General features: G+C 51.2%; 20 protein-coding genes and 2 pseudogenes. 10 read left to right on the forward strand and 12 right to left on the reverse strand.

Going from position 1 to position 21,899, the window contains the following annotated elements; translation table 11 throughout:
* On the forward strand, positions 1-573 hold a 573-nt coding region (locus DW724_RS16175; RefSeq protein ID WP_243105779.1), incomplete at its 5' end, for an ABC transporter permease.
* 128 nt (positions 574-701) lie between these two features.
* Here DW724_RS16175 and DW724_RS14565 read toward each other — a convergent pair.
* Positions 702-1,037 carry a helix-turn-helix domain-containing protein gene (locus DW724_RS14565; RefSeq protein ID WP_202183542.1) on the reverse strand — a complete coding sequence of 112 codons (336 nt, stop codon included), beginning with the start codon at positions 1,035-1,037 and terminating at the stop codon, positions 702-704.
* Between the two features lie 125 nt (positions 1,038-1,162).
* On the opposite strand from DW724_RS14565, the gene DW724_RS14570 reads away from it, so the two are divergent.
* Positions 1,163-2,359 carry a hypothetical protein gene (locus DW724_RS14570; RefSeq protein ID WP_118761966.1) on the forward strand — a complete coding sequence of 399 codons (1,197 nt, stop codon included), beginning with the start codon at positions 1,163-1,165 and terminating at the stop codon, positions 2,357-2,359.
* A gap of 25 nt (positions 2,360-2,384) precedes the next feature.
* Complete coding sequence (locus tag DW724_RS14575; protein ID WP_158580381.1) at positions 2,385-3,971, forward strand: S-layer homology domain-containing protein; 1,587 nt, start codon at positions 2,385-2,387, stop codon at positions 3,969-3,971.
* A gap of 38 nt (positions 3,972-4,009) precedes the next feature.
* On the opposite strand, the gene DW724_RS14580 is transcribed toward DW724_RS14575, so the two are convergent.
* From DW724_RS14580 to DW724_RS14600, 5 genes are all read right to left on the reverse strand, one after another.
* Positions 4,010-4,180 (reverse strand): helix-turn-helix domain-containing protein, encoded by a 171-nt coding sequence (locus DW724_RS14580; RefSeq protein WP_118761968.1) that lies wholly within the window; start codon positions 4,178-4,180, stop codon positions 4,010-4,012.
* Complete coding sequence (locus DW724_RS14585; protein WP_118761969.1) at positions 4,177-4,431, reverse strand: hypothetical protein; 255 nt, start codon at positions 4,429-4,431, stop codon at positions 4,177-4,179. Before DW724_RS14585 ends, DW724_RS14580 begins: the two co-directional genes overlap by 4 nt.
* A 149-nt stretch (positions 4,432-4,580) precedes the next feature.
* Positions 4,581-5,633 carry a hypothetical protein gene (locus DW724_RS14590; protein ID WP_118761970.1) on the reverse strand — a complete coding sequence of 351 codons (1,053 nt, stop codon included), beginning with the start codon at positions 5,631-5,633 and terminating at the stop codon, positions 4,581-4,583.
* Between the two features lies 1 nt (position 5,634).
* Positions 5,635-6,798 carry a RecQ family ATP-dependent DNA helicase gene (locus DW724_RS14595; protein WP_118761971.1) on the reverse strand — a complete coding sequence of 388 codons (1,164 nt, stop codon included), beginning with the start codon at positions 6,796-6,798 and terminating at the stop codon, positions 5,635-5,637.
* Between the two features lie 191 nt (positions 6,799-6,989).
* Complete coding sequence (locus DW724_RS14600) at positions 6,990-8,021, reverse strand: FAD:protein FMN transferase (protein ID WP_118761972.1); 1,032 nt, start codon at positions 8,019-8,021, stop codon at positions 6,990-6,992.
* 276 nt (positions 8,022-8,297) lie between these two features.
* On the opposite strand from DW724_RS14600, the gene DW724_RS14605 reads away from it, so the two are divergent.
* From DW724_RS14605 to DW724_RS16485, 4 genes and pseudogenes are all read left to right on the forward strand, one after another.
* Positions 8,298-12,086 carry a penicillin-binding Tp47 domain C-containing protein gene (locus DW724_RS14605; RefSeq protein ID WP_118761973.1) on the forward strand — a complete coding sequence of 1,263 codons (3,789 nt, stop codon included), beginning with the start codon at positions 8,298-8,300 and terminating at the stop codon, positions 12,084-12,086.
* A 60-nt stretch (positions 12,087-12,146) separates the two neighbouring features.
* Positions 12,147-14,432, forward strand: a complete 2,286-nt coding sequence (locus DW724_RS14610; RefSeq protein ID WP_256372152.1) for an FN3 associated domain-containing protein — start codon at positions 12,147-12,149, stop codon at positions 14,430-14,432.
* A 239-nt stretch (positions 14,433-14,671) separates the two neighbouring features.
* Positions 14,672-14,992 (forward strand): Fic family protein, encoded by a 321-nt coding sequence (locus DW724_RS14615; RefSeq protein ID WP_118761975.1) that lies wholly within the window; start codon positions 14,672-14,674, stop codon positions 14,990-14,992.
* Between the two features lie 593 nt (positions 14,993-15,585).
* Positions 15,586-15,864, forward strand: a pseudogene (locus DW724_RS16485) (helix-turn-helix domain-containing protein); the annotation flags it as partial.
* A 618-nt stretch (positions 15,865-16,482) separates the two neighbouring features.
* Here DW724_RS16485 and DW724_RS14625 read toward each other — a convergent pair.
* Genes DW724_RS14625 through DW724_RS14645 form a run of 5 tightly spaced genes read right to left on the reverse strand, consistent with a single transcriptional unit; the run spans position 16,483 to position 20,098 of the window.
* The gene (locus DW724_RS14625; RefSeq protein ID WP_118761977.1) at positions 16,483-17,343 is read right to left on the reverse strand and encodes an ABC transporter ATP-binding protein; all 861 of its coding nucleotides are present in this window, start codon (positions 17,341-17,343) and stop codon (positions 16,483-16,485) included.
* The gene (locus DW724_RS14630; protein WP_118761978.1) at positions 17,340-18,059 is read right to left on the reverse strand and encodes a hypothetical protein; all 720 of its coding nucleotides are present in this window, start codon (positions 18,057-18,059) and stop codon (positions 17,340-17,342) included. Before DW724_RS14630 ends, DW724_RS14625 begins: the two co-directional genes overlap by 4 nt.
* Positions 18,056-18,889 (reverse strand): hypothetical protein, encoded by an 834-nt coding sequence (locus tag DW724_RS14635; RefSeq protein ID WP_118761979.1) that lies wholly within the window; start codon positions 18,887-18,889, stop codon positions 18,056-18,058. The genes DW724_RS14630 and DW724_RS14635 overlap by 4 nt, the downstream gene beginning before the upstream one ends.
* On the reverse strand, positions 18,867-19,568 hold the full coding sequence (locus DW724_RS14640) for a hypothetical protein (RefSeq protein WP_118761980.1): 702 nt from the start codon (positions 19,566-19,568) through the stop codon (positions 18,867-18,869). The genes DW724_RS14635 and DW724_RS14640 overlap by 23 nt, the downstream gene beginning before the upstream one ends.
* Entirely contained in the window at positions 19,565-20,098 is a 534-nt protein-coding gene (locus DW724_RS14645; protein WP_158580382.1) for an RNA polymerase sigma factor, read from the reverse strand. Before DW724_RS14645 ends, DW724_RS14640 begins: the two co-directional genes overlap by 4 nt.
* A gap of 670 nt (positions 20,099-20,768) precedes the next feature.
* On the opposite strand from DW724_RS14645, the gene DW724_RS16490 reads away from it, so the two are divergent.
* From DW724_RS16490 to DW724_RS14655, 3 genes and pseudogenes are all read left to right on the forward strand, one after another.
* A complete protein-coding gene (locus tag DW724_RS16490) occupies positions 20,769-21,038 on the forward strand; it encodes a DUF5906 domain-containing protein (protein WP_442861293.1) in 270 nt (89 codons plus the stop codon).
* 6 nt (positions 21,039-21,044) lie between these two features.
* Positions 21,045-21,293 carry a hypothetical protein gene (locus tag DW724_RS16495; protein WP_442861294.1) on the forward strand — a complete coding sequence of 83 codons (249 nt, stop codon included), beginning with the start codon at positions 21,045-21,047 and terminating at the stop codon, positions 21,291-21,293.
* A gap of 42 nt (positions 21,294-21,335) precedes the next feature.
* Positions 21,336-21,611, forward strand: a pseudogene (locus DW724_RS14655) (IS30 family transposase); the annotation flags it as partial.
* Here the strand turns inward: DW724_RS14655 and DW724_RS15885 are convergent.
* Positions 21,532-21,899: hypothetical protein (locus tag DW724_RS15885; RefSeq protein WP_207665665.1), on the reverse strand; the 368-nt coding region annotated here is incomplete at its 5' end. The pseudogene DW724_RS14655 and the gene DW724_RS15885 overlap by 80 nt on opposite strands.

Genomic DNA, 21,899 nt, shown 5'->3' on the forward strand with positions numbered 1-21,899 from the left:
CTGATCATCACCAACTCTCAGATGGTATCCTTCTCCGGTAATGATGCTGTTATGTGGCTCGGTTCTTCGACCGTAGCCGGCTTCCCGGTATCCTTTATCGTAGTACTTGTCATCTACGTTATCATGCACATCCTGCTGACCAAGACCGCTCTGGGCCGTTCCATCTACTGTGTAGGCGGCAACCCGGAAGCAGCTCGTCTGTCCGGTATCAACTCCGCTAACGTGCTGACCTTCTGCTACACCCTGTCCGGTTTCATGGCAGCTCTGGCTGGTATCGTTTCCATCGGTCGTTCCGGTATCTGCAACGGCGTTAACGCTATCCAGCCGTACGATACCGACGCAATCGCAGCCTGCATCATCGGCGGCGCATCCTTCATGGGCGGCAAGGGCACCATGGTTGGTACCATGCTCGGCGCGCTGATCATCGCTGTTCTGCGTAACGGCTTCTCGCTGCTGTCCGTTTCTTCGGCAGTACAGAACCTCGTACTCGGCCTGGTTATCATCGGCGCCGTACTGCTCGACGTTACTCGTGAGCGCATGGCTGCTAAGGCTCGCCGTCTGGCTGCTAAGTAATTTTTGACACTATCCATCTCTCTCTTTTTCACGGAGGAGTCTGCGGTATGCAGACTCCTCTATCTTTTTATATAAAATCAAAGGTGGACAATCGTTGTCCACCTCATTTGCTATAATATACCTGTAAATTACTTCTCAATCGCCAGAACATTCCGTACGATGACATTGATACGCTCGATGCTTTCAAGTGGGAGGTCACGGATCTGGTCACACACCTGTGCGATGACGGCATCTTTCGCGTTATCCACCGGCTGCGGATCGGCGAACAGCTCCGCCAGTGAAATGTCGAGCGCCCGCACGATCTTTTCCAGTGTTTTTATCGTCGGACTTTTGAGTCCGCGCTCCAGATGTCCGAGAAAAGCCGGGTTGATCTCTGCCTGCAAGGCCAGTGCTTCCTGGCTCCAGCCGCGTAAATTTCGGAAATATCGAATTCGCTCGCCTACATTGACTTCGCAATACATCATCGTCACCTGCCCTTTGATACTAGGTTATCTTGACAATTAGTATTGCGCAAATGGCTATAGGTATTGTATAATAATGTCTATAGATAGCATAACGCCACACAAATATCACGAAATGAGGGACATTTATGAAGAAGGTTCTTTGCGGCATCATGCTTGGTACAATCATCTTATCTCTGTCAGCTTGCGGAAGCCCAAAACTGCCTGACGAAAATACGATTATGGAAGATTTACTCTCCGATAAGTATGATATTTCTACTCAATGGCTCCAAAGTTACAAAAGTGCTGATGACACCAATCAGTGTTTACCATATGAAATCAACACATTAACAATCGAAAAACGTAATACCAAGGAAGATACAGGCTACGATAGCGTTTGGTTTGATTTTACCGCTTCTAATGGCATCCACAAGTATACTGGCAGCGGCAGTGCAGTGTATAAACTCTATTCGCAGGGCGGTTGGATCATGGAAGACTGCACACTTGACAACTATACCTCAAAACCGGCAGGCAAACCTCGCGTTGCGGAAATGATGTCTGAAATCAATCTGATTAACAATCCACTGGAATTTCCAGTAGACGCATCCGCAGATAAATTCAAATTAGAAGAATACTATCTGAATACTAATGATATACCATCTGAATATAAAGATTATACCTATATACCTCAAGATGTACCGATGGCATTTTACCGCTATGCTGACGCTGTTGGTCCCGCAGATGGATTAGATACCCAAGCCACCAATACCTTATATATTCTGCAATATGTTCCTGATACGTTTGATGGAGAATCCACAGATGAAGAAATGATGTATCGTGACTACGTTGGTTGGTCTTATTACGGAATGTGCTTCGATGATAATACGACAATGCCGGAAGGTAAAAACGAATGGCGTTTGTATTCCGCCGAACGGCTAAATGCCTATTCAGACGCTGATGAACATCCTGGACTCTTTTCCGTCACCATTACGGATGGTCAAATTACCAACGTCGATATTTTACGTACTGAATATAACAAATACTTTGTATTTTCTACTGGTGTGAATTGTGATGACAGCAATTTTCAAACCAGTTGGGCCGATGATTATGGAGCTGCAATCCAGGTAACCGGTATTGCGCGAACAGATTTTCCCAATTACTCTTACGACGATCCAGGTGAGCAATCTTTGAACGGAAAACATCTGACATGCACCATTGATGGCAGCACATTGACTACGGACATGTTCTGGTGGGAACGTACTTTTTCTAATGTCGCAACGCTGGTTGATACAAGAGATCTGTCCGAGGCATTAACGCCCGAACAGATTATCGCCCGATATGAATAACTGTCATCTTAGGAGGCTTCATAAAATGAAACGACTTTTATGCGGAACATTAGCTGCATGCAGTATGTTGGCCACTGCGCAGGCAGCAGATTGTGCTTTTGCCAACCGACAGACTCGCACGATGGCTGGATGCCTGATGTATATCAATCAGGATGACACCGTTCGGATTCCAAACTACATTTCTCCGTTTGATACTGTAGATGATATCTCGGGAGCTATGTCAATCGCAACGACTGATGAACCAAGTTATATGGCGGCTTATGCTGTTATTCTTAAGGATGGTTCACTTTTAACCTGGGGCAATAATGAATATTATCAGCTTGGACGCAGCGATTCTACTGCATATCCCCAGAAAATCCTATCAGATATCGTATCTGTCAGCTGTGGTACAGTACATATGCTGGCAGTGAAAACAGATAATACCCTTTGGGGTTGGAGAGATAACAGCAGCAACCAGCTCTCAAATCTATACAATACCCAAACACCAACGCTTTTAATGACCGATGTTCAAGATGCCGTCGCGTGTTCCATTAGTTCTATGGCAATTAAAACCGATGGTTCATTATGGATATGGGGAAATGGAAACAAAAATTATGGCGAAGCTCCCGATGGCGTTTGCTATGGCAGTACACCGACCAAGGTAATGGATCATGTTATTGCAGCCTCTGGCGGCGACACCTTCTTTGTTGCAGTCAAGGATGACTACAACTTATGGAGCTGGGGTGATAATAACCTTGGTCAGTTAGGCAACGGAACTTACAACAGCTCCGTCACTCCTGTTCAGATCATGTCAAATGTGAAATCTGTCTGTGCCGGTAAAGATTTTGCTCTAGCGTTAACGAACAACGGCGATGTTTACAGATGGGGTGCCGTCAACGGACACGAAGTAGAAGGAGGCAATCTGCCTCGTAAAATCGCTGATCATGTAGTTTCCATATCAGCTGAATATTTATGCTGCAGCGCCTTGAAAAGCGATGGCACCGTACTCAGATGGGACGGCGATGAACTGATAGATAATGTAGAAAATATTAAGCTGCCTGAACGCATTTACGGCAAGCCTTCCACCTGGGCACAGGCCGAAGTAAACGAAGCCCTCAATTTACAGCTTGTTCCTGATAACTTGGCAGATAAATATCAACAGTCCATCACACGACAGGAATTCTGTCATCTGGCCGTAAATATGCTGGAACAAAAAACCGGAAAAAATATTTTGGCTCTAACACAGGAACAGAATGTATCCGTAAATTATAACGCATTTTCCGATTGTGATGATGCCGATGTTGCTGTTATCAATGCACTAGGTATTGTCAATGGTTATGGAAACGGTAAATTCGGTCCTAATAATCGAATCACCCGAGAACATGCTGCTACTATGCTGATGAAAACAGCTAAGGTACTTGGACTAATCGTGCCCAACAGCACCAGTATCACCTTTAACGATATGTCACATGTATCGAATTGGGCAAAAGAAGGCGTGCAGTTCATCACTGCATGCCAGACCGGAAATGCACGTGTTATGAACGGTACCTCAAGTGGTGTCTTTACTCCTAAAGGCAATTACTCTCGAGAACAAGCCATTATCACGTTCAAGCGTCTGTATCAGGTATGCTAACTGGCATTCCATCGTTTCATATTCATTAAGATAGCAACTCAGATATTCTGCTCAAAAAACTCCATAATCCCCGCTTTGAGCACTCTCCACTCCCGGCCGACCTTTACGGCTGGGAGTTCTTCGTTGGCGATCATCTTGCGGACCTGCTGGCGCGTTGTTTTGAGCAGGGCAGCCGTTTCCTTGACGGTCAGAATTTCGTCATTTTTCATGCCCACGGGTCCTTCCTCGAATCGGACTGCGGCAAAGTGCGAGGCTGATTATACTGCTCCTTGTAGATAAAATTGTGCAGCTCTCGCACCAGAACCTTGCGGAATCCCCAGTTGCCGTACTGATCCTCCTGCGGCTGAATGCTGTACTTGTCCGCGCAGTGTTTGAGCTCCTGCTTGCTGATTTCAAACTGTCGGCAGACCTCGTCGATGGTATAAAACTCTTTCATTCCGCGATAATCCAGATACTTCATAAAAATCATCCTTTTACATATAAGATTTGACAGCACAGATCACAGTTCACCGCAATTCATGCCATCTTATATTTATGTTAGTGATTTCGTTTCAAAAAAGATAATCAAAACCCATGCCAATTCCATTGAAAAGGCATGGGTTTCGCAATTTACAGAACAAATTTCAATTCTTCAATCTCTGATTTATCCTTCAATGTAATCGGCTGAATGCCAAGCTCCTTGAACTGCTTGCGCACAGTGCGCAGCTGATTTTCGGTGAGTTTACTGTTATACACAGCCTGTGCATAACATTTGCAGTCGGACAGCTTTTTGACAAGCAGACGCATATTTTTGCGAGTTGAAGCATGTTTCACGGTCTCAACCTTTGCCATGCAGTCCGAATACCGCACAAACGGCAGGTCTGCGTGCAGCATTTCCATATAAGAACGGATGGTGTCCTCGGACTCGTCCATGACAGTTTTCAGGATTTTCTTGTTGATGCCCTTAACCTGCTCAGACAGTCCGCGCTTGAACTTCGCGCCCGAGCGGGAGACCTCGAATCGCAGCATTGGTGCATCGTAGTTCTCGAGCAACTCCTCCTCCATCAGCTGAAATGTCTTGTCATAGACCGTCAATGCGGTCGTTTTGCAGCAAATCCGCCACGAATGTGCATTCTTTTTCTTATGATTGGAGAAAGTTTTATCGAATGTACACAGCTCGTATTTCTTCATATATGGACTGCGGCGAACGACGCGCAGCGCCTCGTCAACCCAGTCCTGCGAATCGGGAAAGTAGTCCAGACAGCAGTCAATGCGTGAAAGCGTCAGCTGCTCAAAATCGCAGTTCAGACCGATTTTATGCAGCAGCTTGGTCATTTCCTTGTCGAGCGAGTTGAGCTGTTTTTCTTCCGCGTGGAATACCTCCTTGGGTGAATATTTTCCGTGCAGCAAAGTGTGCGGATTGAGTCGGAAACGGATAGAACAGGTGATATTTTTGCTTGTTTTGTTCTTGCTGCGCTTCTGCTTGTACAGATAAAGTATAACACCATGACCGCAGTACGAGGTACAGATATACTTCTCGATGCCTTTGTCAGAATGATATGTCGCGTCCGGGTAGAGTTTGCCGAAATTCAGGCTTTTCAGGTGCTGAAACACCTTGTTAAAGCTCTTTTTGGACAGCCTGTGGAATAATTCAATCGTATGGATACCATAACGAAAATCCATTTCACACACCGCCTTTCGCAAAACAGCCGATTACGGCGTCATGCAAATCGTCCGATGACTCGCAGATCGCATACAACTCATTCACGGCATCGATCGCGCGTTCATCCGTATTTGAGATGATGTCAAGGTTCATCTGAAAATCAGCGTCATTCCAGAGCAGCAGCGCCTTTGCACGTTTTCTGTCGCGCCCGGCTCTGCCTGCCATCTGATAGAATACCGCTACGCTGAACGGCAGCTGAGAGACGATAATCAGACGAATATCCGGGATATTTACGCCCATACCGAACGCAGAAGTTGCAATCATAATACGCGCCTTGCCGGAACGAAAGCGCTGCTCCTGCTTCGCTCGGTTGGATAATTTGCTGTGGCAGATGGCAATCTCATCAGCCTCGATATCACAATCTTCAATTAAGTAATCGCGTATCTCTTCCACATCACAGACACGGGTGCAGTAGATAACGATTTTGCCCTTGTCAGCATATTTTAGAATTGCTTTCTTGACTTTCCCATAACGAATTGCCTCCGTTTTCACGAACACCTTCTCCAGAGAAAGGTTAGAACGCTTGAGCTTGCCGATATGTACCGTCGGATTTTTCATACGCAGACTTTTCGTGATATATGGAATATCCTCCTGCATAACGGTTGCACTGAACGCAGCAACAACAGGGGATGAGGGTAAATCCTTAATAAATTTACCAATATTGCGATACATTGGACGGAATTCGCTGCCCCATTCCGTCAGACAATGCACTTCGTCTACAACGACCAGGTGTACCCTGTTCTTCTGAATTGCCTTCCAAAGATGCGGATCATTCAGCCGTTCCGGTGCAACAAAGAGCGCCTGGAGTTTACCATGCTTTAATCTTTCAATAATATTGGTATTCTCCGCATTACCGCTGTACAGGCAGCCCGCTCGGATTTTGCTGTCCTCGCAGCGCTGCACTAAGTCCCGCATCAATGCAACCGTCGGGAGAATACCAATCAGCAGATCGTTTGGGTGCATAGCAATCATCGAGAGAAAGCAGATCGACTTGCCTTCAGAGGTTCGAGCTAAGCCAAGTACATCTTTACCATTGAGTAAGTCTGTAATTACATCCTTTTGAAACGCTTTCAGCTTTGCGATACCAAAGCTATTGCATATCATCTTTTCCTGTTTGTTTGTCATAATTTTCACTCCTGAACATAGAATTCTCGTTCAAAACTGAAATTTAGAAATTTCATCTGAACTGCCTTTATTCCATTGTTGAGAGCGTAATCAAATTATAATTTCACAGGAATAACATGATATATAATAATAGCGAAAGGCTTATCCCGGTGCATGAGACAAGCCTTGGCTAATATTATATATATTTCGATTTAGTGAACAACCTGCATTTCCCGATTCTCGAGCAGCGAGCAGCGGTCCGCGATGCCCTCGGTGACGTACACCGTACCATCCTTATCCATCAAAATCGCATCGAATTCCTCCTTATGAGCCCGCCAGTAATCAAGCGCATCATCCACACCCATGATGAACAGCGAGGTCGAGAGCCCGTCCGCGAGCGTGCCGTCATGGCTGATGATGGTCGAGGAGATCACACCGCTGTCGGCCGGTGTGCCGGTACGCGGGTCAATGATGTGATGATACGTCCGGCCGTTATCCTCAAAATACCGCTGATAGCCGCCCGATGTGATCACCGCTTCATCCGCAATCTCCACCACCGCAAAGTTTTCACCTTCGTCGTTCGGGTCCTGCACAGCAACACGCCATTTGCTGCCGTCCGGCTTGCAGCCGAGCGCCTGCACGTTGCCGCCGAGAGAAACTATGCCGCTCGTTACTCCGTCATCCGCGAGCACCTGCATGATGCGGTCCGAGGTATAGCCCTTGGCAATACCGCCCAGATCCACCTGCACATCCGCCGGAATGGAAACGTCACTGCCGTTCTGCTGCACCTGCTTGTAATCCACATGAGTGAGCATCTGCTGCAGCTCATCCGCCGAAGGCACGCGATAGTTTTGTGTGGTAAATCCCCAGGCATCCATGACCGGCTCGATCGTGCAGTCAAAAATGCCGTCGGTCGAGTCAGAAACCTCTAGCGCCCGCTTGAGCAGCGCCTGCGTGTCTTCGTGCAGCGTCGCCGAGTGGTCTCGGTTGAGTGCGTAAATGTCACCGCTCTCGCTGCTGATCGAGAACAGCGCGTCCAGACGTTCGATCTCGCTCTTCGCCGCCTCCAGCGCCTCTCCGGCATGGTCTCCGTAGGCGGTCAGCGTCATGGCCGTGTCCATCGCGAACAGGTCGATCGACTGGGAGTCTGTGCCAGCGGACGAGACCGAGGGGGCGGAAGCCTGTCCGCAGCCGCCCAGAAAAACAAGCCCGAGCAGCAGCAGCGCCTTGATTTTTTTCTTCATCAACAAATATCCTCCGAAAGTTAGCGTTTGCTTACTGTAAAATAGCATATCACGGCAAAAAAGACTTGTCAAGCTGCGAAATCTTGATAAACCGTGGTTCATCTCGCGAAAAAGTGCGGTTGACAAATAAAAAGCGCTGGTGTAGACTAAGGTCAGCTTATAATGTTAGCAAAAGCTAACCATAGCATTTTTCCTCGGGTTGCAAAAACGCGCGAGGAAAAATGCTATTTTTCGACGTGATGGTTAGCTTTGTCTAACAAAAGGAGGAACCGAAAAGTGAAGTGTAAAAACACCATTGCAATGGTGCTGGCAGGCGCGATGCTCCTGCCGAGCAATGCCTTTGCTGCCGACCTGAGCCAGTACAGGGATTTCCCGAACGACTGGTCCGCGAAGTCGCTCGAGCAGGCGATCGACGATGGCCTGCTGAATGGCTCGAACGGTATGATCGACGCGAAGGGTCTGCTGACCCGCGCACAGATGGCGGCGATCGTCTCCCGTGCCTTCGGCGCGGCTAAGACGGCGTCTTTGGACGACTACAGAGATGTACTGCCGAGCGCATGGTATTACAGCGATATGGGCAAGGCAGTCAAGATGGGCGCGTTCCAGGGCGCGAATGGCCTGCTGAACCCGGATGCACCGATCACCCGCGAGGAGGCGTTCACCGTTCTGGCGCGCGCCTTTGCGCTCGAGGGCGGCGGCAGCGCTACGCTGAAGGACTTTGTTGACGGCGGCACGGTATCCTCGTGGGCGTCCGAGAGCGTTGCGGCGCTGGTCGCAGGCGGCTATGTCAACGGCGCGAACGGAATGCTGAACCTGAAGAATAACATCACTCGCGCGGAATTCGCCAAGGTCATCACCGGCATGGCGGCATCCTATGTCGGCGCAGAGGGCGTCTCCGGCAAGACAGTCGAGGGCAACATGATCGTCCGCGAGAGTGGCGCGTCGCTCTCCGGCATGACCATCAACGGCGACCTCATCATCGCGGACAGCGCGGACAAGGTGTCGCTGGATAACGTCAAAGTTACCGGCCGCATCGTTATCCGCGGCGGTGCGGACGCGGTCGGCATCAAGAATACCACGGCCGGAAAGGGCGTGCTGGTCAGCAGCCCGAACGGCGCGGCGGCAATCTCGGTATCGGGCGGCAGCGTCGGCACTGTGACCGCGAAGTCCGATCTGTCCCTGTCCGGCTCGGTAAGCAATGTTGCTGTTACCGATAAGGCTACCCTGACCGTCGAAAAGAACGCATCCGTCGGCACTGTCACCGTATCTGCGGCAGGCTCCAAGGTAACGGGCGACGGCAAGGTAACGAACGTACAGGCCAACGCGAACAATGTTACCGTCACCAGCAAGGGTGCCAAGGTAACAGCCGGCAGCGGTGTTTCCGGTGTCAAGGCAGGCGATAAGGCCGTAGAATCCGGCAAGACGGAAACCGTCGGCACAGCTCCTTCGAGCGGCGGCTCGTCCTCCGGCGGCAGCAACTCGTCCAACAGCCAGTATACCTATGTGCTGATGAATATCCCGTATAACGAGTTCTATAAGGCCGAGCTTGGCGAGAACGCCGCAGCCGTTGACGCAGTTTCGTCGGCGACCAAGAATAAGACCCGCAACGGTTCTCTGGCAGGCGGTTCGTATCATGTCAATCCCGACGGCACGGATATTACCGGCGTTACCTATCCGGTTCGTGTAAAGACGAGCGACCTTTCCGGCTTCAAGCAGGTAACAGACAGCGACTCCGTAAAAATCACGGTAAACAAAAAAGGCAAGAATGAAATCACCACCTATACCGGCAGGGAAGCGCTGTTTGAAAGCGCAAGCTACTCCTACTACGCCCTGAGCGACACCCCGTCTTACTACAAGGAAGCGACTCTGACCGACGGCAAGTGGTCGTTCGGCAAGGCGACCGGTGCGGCGTCCGAGGCTACCGCAACCATTGCCAAATTCAAGGCCCCCGGCCATCACGCCGACTACGAAATGAAGGTCGAAAGCGACAAAATCGAGAAGGGCCAGAAGGTTTACGCCGTTGTCCTGACCGACACGGACGGCAATACCTACGGCCTGCACCACGTAACCGAAATCTGGCGTGCAACCGAGCTTGGCTTCGAGTCTGACTCCGCCCTCGTAGGCAAGACCATCAGCGCAGTCACCTACTACACCGACGACGGCGTAATCAAGCTCAATCTGGCGAAAAAGCTGTATGCTACCACGGTAAAAGCAGCCGAAGCAGATTTCTCGTCTGGTGAAACGACTGTTTCCTTCTCGAACGACCTTCCGAGCGATTTCGACGCCGAATACAGTGTAACGGTCGATGACAAGGAGCCCAACTTCTTCCAGTATGACCCGAAGACCCGCAAGGTAACGTGGAATAAGGACGCAGAAGCTCCCTCCGGCACCTATCAGCTCGTAATTACCGACAAGAACAATAACTATGTACCGATAATCGCGCAGATCAACCTGAATGTTTACGCTTACGCCGCTGTTCCGTATGATGAGTATTGGAAGAGCGAGGGCGTTTACCTGAGCGGCAGCGACTGGAAGGCTTCGTCTGATGAAGCTGACCGTACTCTGACTGATAAGGAAGGCAAAGTAACCGGTTACGAGCACGACAAGGGCGCGTTCGATGCGGTTTCCCGTGCGACAGCCATCCACGGCCGTCATCGCGGCAGTTTCCAGCAGGATGTAGTAATTAACACTAAGGATAGCAAGAAGTACACGCCGGTTTACTGGATTGACGCTGATACTGCCGTTGTTTCGACCGGCGAGCATATCACTCTCAACAAGACCAACATCCAAGATTACAAGATCACCGGCATCAAGTATGTACCGGTCAAGGTCAGCGCTTCTGATTTTGCTGACTTCTGTACGAAGTACACTGTTACCAAGAACGGCGAAACGCTTCAGGGCGGTTACAGCGAAGAAAATCTGAAGTCTTACACGGCAGTTGCCGCAGTAGACAGCACCACCAACGGCCTGAAGGCAGTCACGAAGAAGGGCGACTCGTTCAGCTTCGGCCCGCGCAAGACCGGCACCGGTTCCGGTATTAAGGATGTAGAACAGAAGTCCGCCGATTCCGATATTGTTGCTACCGCAAAAAATTATGCCGATGCACAGAACTTTGGTGCACATCTGCGTGTTGACTTGACCAACCCCAAGAAGGAAGGCACGGATAAGAACGGAAAGCCGACTCTGGTTGATGCCAAGAACGCATACGGCGCACTCGGTGACAATATGCAGACCGTTGTCTGGAAGTATTACGGCGACGGCGATACCGTTCTCCGGACCTACGGCACGAAGTTCGCAGCTGACGACTGGATGCACAAGACCATGGGCATTCAGCTCGGCCTGACGGATTCTCTGCGCTTCAAGCTGCCGGAAGGCACGGACGGCACCGGCAAGTGGGAAATCACGATTTACGCGCTGGGTTACAGCGATACTACTTATACTGTCAACGTTAAAGCCGAAAACCTGCCCAAGAAGGTTGAGCCGATGACGGAGGATCAGAGAACAAAGCTGAATGAACTGAAAGAGCAGGCAGCTGCACTGCTTGAAAACTACGATGAAAACAAGGCTACTCTTGCCCAAAAGGCTCTGAAAGAGCATTATGATCAAATCGTTGCCCTGCTCGCAAAGTCTGACGCAACCACGGCAGAAGCAAAAGAACTGATTGATGAAGTTCCGGGACTGATTAAGGCCGTAGAGGACGAACGCAAGCAGCCGACCAAACCCGACAAGCCGACTACGGAAACCAAGACCATCACCGGCACGATTAAGCCGGCAGATGATGCTAAGGGTCACATCGAGGACGCATACAACTTCTCGTTTGAGATTACCTTACAGGATGGTACGATTATCGGATTTAACAACGATACCACGGATGCGGGTGATGATAACGCATCCTACTGGAAAAAGGCTACACAGGGTGACTCCTCGAAAAACATCGAAGGTATGTTCACCAAACTGTTGAACAAAAAAGCATCTGAAATCGACGGCGTAGACGTAGTATCTAAGGCTACCGTTTCCTCCAACGCCATCAAAAAGGCCGTCAAGAACGCCCTCTCCAACAACTAGGAAAGTGAGCAGTCGCCCTCTGCGCCAGCCCTGAAAGCGGCAGACGCTCGGACGCAGCTGCTGTATGCAGCAACATCCCCGGCGGAACTTAACGTTTCGGCCGGGGATGGCTGTATCGTGCGGTATACCACCGACGGCAGCACCCCGAGCGTAGACGGGAACACTGCAAAAACCCTTGAAGGCACAACGCTGACCATCCGGCCGAACAGCAACGCAGACAGCTCCGTTACCGTCAAGGCCATCGCCGTCAAGGACGGCAAGGCTTCCGATGTCACCGAAAAGACCGTGCAGTTTGTCGCGATCCCCAGTCTGACCTCCGGCACGCGTACCTACATCGGCACAGTAACGGACGGCGGTGTGTTCGGCGGCCCGTACCGGGTCGGCGTGCGCGTGACTACTACCAACGGCAAGATCACCCGCGTGCAGGACAACGGCACGGAGGCCGGTCTGGATTTGTCGGACGATAACGTTTCTATGGACTATTCGTTCTGGGGCGGCGTAATGGACAGCGACGGTATGCCTGTCAAGCTGTACGGCAAAACGCTCTACGACCTGCTGAATATGAATACCGTACCGTATGACGATGACCACAATGACGATGCCGTTTCCGGCGCAACCGTCTGGTCGGATGCCATCCGTCATGCCACCATCGCGGCACTGCGCTCCGCGCCGGTCAGCAAAAGCGAATCCACCGTGCTCGCCCCGACCCTGACGGCGCAGACCTGCGTTCCGAACGCAAGCTATAAGTATATCGATGTTGCCATGTCGGCCGACAAGGACTGTACCATCCGCTACACACTCAACGGTACCGACCCGACTGCCGACAGCACCAAAGCGGCTTCCATCGGCTGGTCTGGTGATATCGGTGTTCGCCTGTCCGCTGACCCAACAAACCATCCGAGCGGCCAGGTCATCGAAGTCCGCCCCGCCGCCTTTGACAAGGCTGGAAACCGCTCGGATGTGGTTCGGCAGTTCTATGTGTTTGCAAATCCGCTCAGCAACGCGGCCTATACCGCGCAGTACAGCGGTATTTCCGCAACTGTTGACGGCATTACTGCAACCGCTGTAACACAAAGTCCCAACTACGATGATAAGTATTATATCACCTCCCTGACGCTCGATAAGGAACACAGCGAAACGTACGCAGACTTTCTCCCCGAGCTGTTCAGCCGCATTTATCTCGCGCAGACCACCGAAGGCGTTGAGCCGATCGAGGGGCACGATCAAGAGAGCCGAGCTGTCCTCTCAGCCGTGCAGGCGGCACTGAATCAGGCGCTGACGGCTTCCAAGCCGACGCTCACCGTCTCGCCGGAGAAAACCACCTACGCGAATGCGGATAAGGTAACGGTAACGCTTAACTGTTCGACGGACGGCGCTGAAATCTACTACACGGTAGACAACAGCAACACCCTGACCGGTTCCACCGTCTCCGACCCGACCAGAACCGGCACCAAGTACACCGGCCCGTTCGAGGTTTCCATCGACAATATCGCAGGCGGCAAGCTGTACATCCGCGCGGCGGCGAAAAAGGACGGCAAATGGTCCGGCATCGTTCGCAAGGATCTGACGTTCGCCAAGGGCGTCAAGGAAAACGCCTTCGTGGTGGACGGGACGAATTATCAGAGCTGGTCTGCGGCATCTGCCGCCGTCAAGAAAGGTGGCACGATCGTGCTCAATGATGATGTGCAGCTGACCGAGGAGGACAAGCTCCCGGATGTCGCGTGCACCATCCGTTCGGCGGACGGTGAGACCAAATACAGGCTGAGCGGCTCTCCGATGACGATGAACGCCGATCTTACCCTGTCGAACATCACCTATGCGCTCGGAAATCTGTACGCGAACGGGCATGATCTCACGGTCGCGAACGATGTGGCGACCGCGTGGAGCTGGACAGGTTACAACCTGTATGCAGGCAGTACCGCAGAAAGCACCGCAGCGGGCACGCAGCACATCAGCGTGCAGGCCGGTAATTTTGCTGTTATCGCCAGCGGCAGAGGCAGCACGACGCATAAGGCTGACGTGGACGTTTCCGTAGGCGGCAGCGCGGAGGTCGAGCTTGCGGGCGCGTACATGAGCGCGACACTGGACGGCAATATAACGTTCCATGTTGCAGACGGCGTCAAGCTGAATCAGTTCCTCGGCGAACAAAGCGGCGGCTCCATCACCGGAAACCTGACCCTCCAAATCAATGGCACACCAACGCTGAAAAGCTACAGTCCCACATACAAGGCCAGCGTCAACCGCGCTTCGTTCGGCACACTTGACCTGACCGGCGCAGATACAGATTTCATCACCGCAAACCGTGATAAATTCACCGGTTTTGCCACAGTTTTGCCAACTGCATAATTTCTCACAAGTCCAAGGGTGCTCCAGCAGGAGCGCCCTTTACTTTTGCGCATTGTTCGCACGACGAGCAAGTCTGATAACAATTTATGTGCCCGCTATAAAGAAGCATACTGAGCAGGATTGCCGTATTAAACATTGAAACCTCTTTTCAACCGCGGGCACCTTGCACAACAGCAGCAGATTGGATATAACAAAAGCAGCTATCCGGCACCCTGACGTCGGAAGATGTCCACGCACGCATGACGACACTTCTGGACGAATACAATGCAGCAGACAAGCATGATCTGCACGGATTGGCAAAGTTCCATGCGGATTATGAGGCCATTCATCCGTTCCAGGACGGAAATGGACGAACCGGACGGCTGATTCTGTTTAAGGAATGCCTGAAAAACGATATTATCCCCTTTGTGGTAAATGACAGCCGCAAGGCTGAGTATTATCATGCACTGAATACCGCGCAGACAAAACAGGATTACAGCCTGCTAGAGCGGTTCTTCCGCGAGGAGCAGACCGAATACCGCCAGCAGGTCGAGGGTTTCCTGCCACCGGTCAAAGAATAGCCAACGCCACTGCGGCTACTACGAGGCTACTGCCACCGAATATCGGCAGTTCCAACAGGTGCAGAAAACATACAAAAACCGCACAAAATGTTGGTGAACTGCGCCTTTTTAGTAGTCGCTGCGATGCAAACACCTCACATAGCACCGCTCCGACTCCAAAGGCCATGCGTTCGAATCGCACCGGGCGCACCAAAATGTGTTGATGAAAGATGCAACGCCGAAAACGCCGCACGAAAGTGTGGCATTTTCACATATAATGCGCTGCTTTTAGAACGAAAAGGCTGCAAAAACTCGATTTTTCAAAATTCCAGTTTTGCCCTGCGAGAGGCGACATTTTTAAGATGTGCCCTGCCAAATTTATGGTCTGGTGTGGTTCAAACACCAAGGCTTAAAAAAGAATAAAGAATAAGAAGACAGGCCGCCGTTCGGTGATATACTCCCCATAGAGTAGACACTCGAAATAACAAAAATTCGAGACTACACTAAGGGGAGCATTATTATGTCAAAACGGACACCGGAAGAGATCATCCATTCAACGGAGAAGGAAGTCACGCAGCGATCTGTAAAAAGTACGGACTACGACATACGAAGAACGGATTGAAATTATCAGCTACTGCATCGAGCATGGAAATGACTACGCTGCTGCTGTTGAGCGATTCGGCGTCAGCTACCAGCAAATCTATTCCTGGGTGAGAAAGTACAATGAGAAGGGCATAGAAGGTCTGGTAGACAAGCGTGGTAAGCGTAAGGCCGAATCTGAGATGACAGAAGCGGAGAAGCTGCGCGCCGAGAACCGGATACTGAAAGCCCGAAACAGAAGATTGAAAACGGAGAATGCACGAAGAAGGGTATGCAATCACCGAGACTTGTGACATTCTGAACCTGAATCGGTTCTATCGTTTGGTACATATTGTCGGCCTGCTTGCTGTCATCCGCAGAAAACGTCCGGCATATCAGCGGTCTAAGCCGGAAGTAACGGCGCACCAATGAATTACCGCAGCTTGCTGGATGCTGCATAAATGAAAACCAGGACCTCTGAGATGAGGTCCTGGAGAAAACTTTTTGTTTTTTCGTCTGTCTAATTGACAGGGAGCGGTTCACTTCGCCAATGTCAGGTCGATTTCGTTTTTTCCGACATAGATCCGCCTTTTTTCATAGCCAATCAACAAATTCTGAAGCGGACAGTTTCCACTGGCTGTATTCTTATTTTTCCTCTCTGTCGGTGGTTGTGGGGAACGGCACAAATACGAGCCAGTAATTTTTCTGTACTGAATGGTCTCGTACCAGAAAATGCGCGAAATGAGTTGCTGAGAGGTGCTGAGAGGTGCTGCGAACAACCGCTCAAATTTTGTTCCCATAGATTTTGCGGCAGCAAAATCGGCTCTGAGTTTACGGAGAAAAGCAGCTTGCAGGTCTAAAAACTTGCAAGCTGCCTTCTAAACAGTCCGCACTTTACTGCACCCGAGATCTAGCCAGAATCATCCGGACGATCATCTACCGAAATAATATAGATACATATCCTCCATATTGGGTGCTGTTGGTACTGCGTCGGGTCGAGGGGCGCCTTTGCTGAGCAGACGGATCACACTTTTTCCGTCTGTGTGCATAACATTGCTGCAGGTATATTGCTTTGTGAGTGCCGCTTCGTCCGCAGCAGGAACTGTAACGAGCCAGACTTGCCCGTTCAGATGCTCCAGCAGCGAAGCAGGCTTTTGCATTCCGAGGACAACACCTTTCCGGAGCAGAATGATTTCGTTTGCGACTGCTTCGAGATCCGATACAATATGCGTCGACAGCAAAACGAGCTTTTGCTGGGAAAGATCACTGATGATACCGCGGAACCGGATCCGTTCTTCCGGGTCAAGCCCAGCTGTCGGCTCGTCCAGCACCAGAATTTCGGGGTCTCCAAGCAGTGCCTGTGCGATTCCCACACGCTGCCGCTGTCCGCCGGAGAAACCTTTCAGCTTTTTCTGCTTTTTGTCCTCCAGACCGACCATATGCAGAAGATCATCCGTCTGCCGCTTGGCCTCAAATTTTGACAAGCCCTTTAATCTGGCGATATAGAGCAGAAACTGCTCCGCTGTGAAATTCGGATAAACGCCGAAATCCTGCGGCAGATAGCCGAGCTTTTTCCGGAACGCAGCACCCATGACCGCAATGTCCTGCCCATTTAGCAAGACACGTCCGGTCGATGGAGCGAGCAGATCCGTCATGATCCGCATCAGCGTCGTCTTCCCGGCTCCGTTTGGTCCGAGCAGCCCATAGACGCCCGGCCCCAGCGTCAGGTCGATCTGCTGCAGCGCGGCCGTATTGCCGTAGAGCTTGCTAATATGTTCGAAGGAAAGCTTCATAATTCCTTGCGCTCCTTTCTTTGATGGATGGCGGCCAATAATAATCCACCCAATAACAGCGCGTACCAGACACCCCAGACTCCCGGGGTCATACCGATTCTCCGTCCACGCATCCATTCTGCAAAAAATCCATACCGGACAAACCAGAAGAATTCAAACTTTTTCAGTACAGCGGCATTGATAAAATAGCTGAACGCAAACGGAGCTCCGCAGATGCACATGGCCGCCGGCTGATTCTTCAGACTGTCACATACAAATGCTGCAAAGAGGAAGAATCCAATTGTTCCGATGAGAACGATCGCCGTGCTGCGGAACCATGCGTGATTCCAACCATCCGGTTGGGGAAGCCTGCCGGAAATGAGAATTGACAGCGCATGATTTCCGGCTGCTAACAGCACAGCACCAGCCGAAGCGGCAATGCTCCCGGCAATCAACCGGTTCCGGAACAGCGTGCTTCGACCATAGGCAGTGCTGTTGATGACAGGAAAGACTCCTGTTTCACGATCCGCGGAAAACAGACGGATCAGAACGAGCAGAACCAGAAAACCGAGTGTTACGGAGCCTATCTTATTCCAGCATTCTGCGGATAAGGACCAGAACGCATCGCTGCGGAATCGGGAATCAAAGAAGGCGAGAATGCCCCGAACAGATAGCCCAGCACCCAAAACGAGCCAGTAGAGCGGATTCCGGAAACAGCGGATCAGATCAGCCTTCATGCCTTTGCTTTCCTCCTCCATATCTGCAAAAAGATAAAAAACTCCAGAAGGATCATGCCAATCCCCAGCAGGACCGGTTTCCATACGTCCGACCACAAATATGGAAAGACCCACGAATAGCTCTCCTGCAGCAGATACCCACCGAAGCCAAACCGATAGAGCGCGTCGATCGGCACGCGAAGGAACTCCGGCAGCTGAGGCCCGACAGCGGAATACGCGAAAAACAGCAGATAGCTTCCGCCGCAGAGGAACAGACTGAGCGCCGTCCGCCGCGTCAGCGCAGCGACGATCAGGATAAACCCGGCGAAATATAACGCGCCCAGAAACAGAAAGCCATACTGGATCGCACAGTACGCAAGATTGGACATCGGCGGCAGCGCCGTATCCGCAAAATACACGCATCCGGCAACAGAGGAGAGGGCGCCTTCGAACCCGAACGCGCCGCCGTTTACCAGCAGACTGGCTGCCCCGATGATGAAAACAACGACCGCGCAATAGAGGACTGTAAACGCCGTTTTCGCTCTCCATGTGCACAGTCGGCCAAGCGCTGCCGTCCCGACAAGATCGTCCGTCCGGTATTCCCTTTCACAGCAGACCAGCCGTGGCAATCCGACCGCAAGCAGAAACGCCGTCAGCGTCGCGCCATAGGAATAGATATTCTGCTGAACAAAATTCCACTTTTGCTGTGCATCATAGAGCACGCTGTAATTCTGTTCCGAAATTTCTGTGTATAGCCCCAGCAGCAGATACAACCCGCCAAGGAGATACGCAACCCAGACCTCGCGGAACGCCCGGTGCTTTCTGGCTTCATCCGATATGAGCCATGTCATAATGCTCCCTCCTTCGTTGAACATTGAATACAAGAATGCCGTATAAAATCAGTCCGATAGCCGCCAGCACAGCGTAGGCGGCGGTGGAGCAGAGCTGCAAAAGCCGGTCAAACGGCAGTACCGTCACGAGGAAGCAAAGCGCCGCCCAAAAGACAAGTGCAAGCAGGGATAGCCCTTCCGAATTGCGGAGCGAAGCAGACAAAAACAGGAGCAGCGCACAGAGATAAATGTCCGGTACCGCGCCGCAGAGCGCCAGCCGCAAAAACGCCTCACCCGCAGAAACGTGCAGCATCACGGAAAGCAGCAGTAGCGCACCGAACATGCAGCACGAGATCACGACAGACCGCGCAGCCAGCATCTCCGGATAGGAATACGGAAATGTAGCCTCCAATTCACGCATGTTCTGGTTACTGGCGAGCACATACCGGTGGAACAGCAGGAGCATCGGCATGGGCGCGGTGCAGAAGATCGTCAGCATCGGCATGGACAAGACTCGGACGCTGAGCAGACCGAAGCCCAGCACGCCCGCGAAAAGCCCAAGCAGCAGACCCCCATTTATTTCACCTGCGGCGATCCGCAGCAGCGTGAAGGCCGGCGTCTGCCTATCCCTCGGCTCCGGCATGGACGCTTGCAGCCGCAAAATGGTGCGGCGGATTTCCTGTTCCATTCGATCGTTCATTTGAAGTCCTCCCGCAGTTTATCTGAGAGTGTATTTCTGGCGGCACGAAGCCGTGATTTGACCGTCGGCAGCGGTGTGTTCGTCATTCGCGCGATCTCCTTCGCGGTAAATTGGTGGAAATAATGTAAGATCACTGCCTCCCGCTGTGCGGCAGGCAGCTTCTCCAGCGCGGCTTTTACGGACATGGAGACCGCTGCCATATCTTCAAACGAGGCAGCCGGATCGGGTCGGTCGAACATGGTGTCTTCCACCTGAACGATTTTCTGTCGAAAGCGAAAGTAGTCCATACATTTGTTATGCGCGATCGTAAACAGCCAGCTGTCAAATTTCCGCCACGGCATATAGCGACCGATGCTCTGCATCATTGCGATAAAAACATCCTGCGTCAAGTCATAAGCGTCCTGCTCATGCCCGGTCAATTTGAAAACATATCCGTAAATTCGCGGATACCAGCGGCGAACCAAAAGCTCCAGTGCGCTCTTATCTCCGCCTTTGATCCCGCGCACCAGTTCATGATCGCTATATTCCACCGCCTCACCGCCTTTTCTGTCAGTATAACGAACGAGAGCACCTAAAGGGATGAAAGATACAAAAGATATTTTATAAAAATTTTAACAGGTCCTTGCGTGTGTTTCCAACTGCAATATTTGAGCGCTTTTATATTTTAACACCGGAGCGCAAAAACTGCGCATCAGGAACCAAAGAATAGGCTTTATCTGGAGTTCACGCAAAAAGCAACCGCCCTGCAAGTCGTGACCTATTTAACATACAAGACGATAACTTGCTTCGCGGATGCCTGCCTTAAAAGATACCTCACATATTGTATCGCGGCTTTTGCAAAAACGTTTGACTTCACCGTGTCCCAATCTGCCAGTTTGACAATCTCCGGCGTGCTGACCGCCAATCTCCCCAAGACGGTTGCGAATTTACTTGCCAGCATCAAGCTGCAAGCCTATTCGCCGTCGCTGCCTATTGAGACGGACCGCATCCACGTTGTCAACGGGACGTTTTTCACGGACGGCAGCTTTTCCACAGATAAGAGCTACTGCAACAATCGCCTCACCGTCACTTATAATATAGACACACCCACTCCGAGAAAGTGGCTGCAATTCCTATCGGAGCTGCTGCAAGAAGATGATATTCCCACCTTGCAGGAATATCTCGGCTACTGCCTGCTGCCTACCACCAAGGGGGCAGAAGATGCTCATGCTCATTGGCAAGGGCGGCGAGGGCAAAAGCCGCATCGGTCTTGTCATGCGCTCCCTGCTGGGTGACAGCATGAATACCACCAGCATCCAGAAGGTGGAGAGCAACCGGTTCAGCCGTGCAGACTTGGAAAACAAGCTCCTGATGGTGGACGACAATATGAATATGAGCGCCCTGCCCAAGACCAATTATATCAAGTCCATCGTGACCTCCGAGTGCAAGATAGACATGGAGCGCAAGGGCGTCCAGAGCTACCAGAGCTAGCTGTATGTGCGCTTCCTCTGCTTCGGAAACGGTGTGCTGACCGCCCTGCACGACAAATCTGATGGCTTCTTCCGACGCCAAATCGTGCTGACTACCAAAGACCGGCCCGCAGGCCGAGCGGACGATCCGTTTCTGGTGGATAAGCTGCTGCGTGAGAAGGAGGGCATCTTCCTCTGGTGTCTGGAGGGACTACACCGGCTGATCGGGAACAACTATCAGTGTGGAGTCCACCAACAATGTCCATGTCGGCGGTAAGCGGGTTCGGGGATTTATAGGCCTTGAGGTGATCAATCTGCTGCTTTTCAGAAGATGCAATCTGAACTGGGGGATTACTTCAGCAAGGTATTCCGTACCATCACAACGGATAACAGTCCTGAGTTTGCCCGGCTGGCAGAGTTGGAAACGGGAACGAATACGAAAGTGTACTTTACCCATCCGTATACATCCTGTGAGAAAGGGGCAATAGAAAACCACAATGGCCTGATCCGACGCTTTATACCAAAGGGAAAGTGGATTTCAGATTACAGCGATGATGACATTCTGGCTGTAGAGCTATGGGCGAATCGTCTTCCGCTACCAGACTGATTCTAACAGATGAAATGCTCAACCTGATATTGCAATTTGCGGCTTTTGCGAACTTTACTTGACGCGGCCAAATCGCCGCTGCTTTTATTGTGCGGTATTGCCTTAGGCCAGAGGGCAAATGAATGTACTGCATGGCGAAGCCTCCCGTGCTGATTGCTACGAAAAGCATACCGATACGGACGCTGCCACGCACACCCAACTTCACTTCAAACTCACAAGAAAAATAATTAAAACAAAAAAGCAGCAACTTTCGTTGCTGCTTTAGATGTAGGCGTT

Origin of the sequence: Butyricicoccus sp. AM27-36, assembly GCF_003480945.1 — a bacterium.
Lineage (GTDB): Bacteria > Bacillota > Clostridia > Oscillospirales > Butyricicoccaceae > Agathobaculum > Agathobaculum butyriciproducens.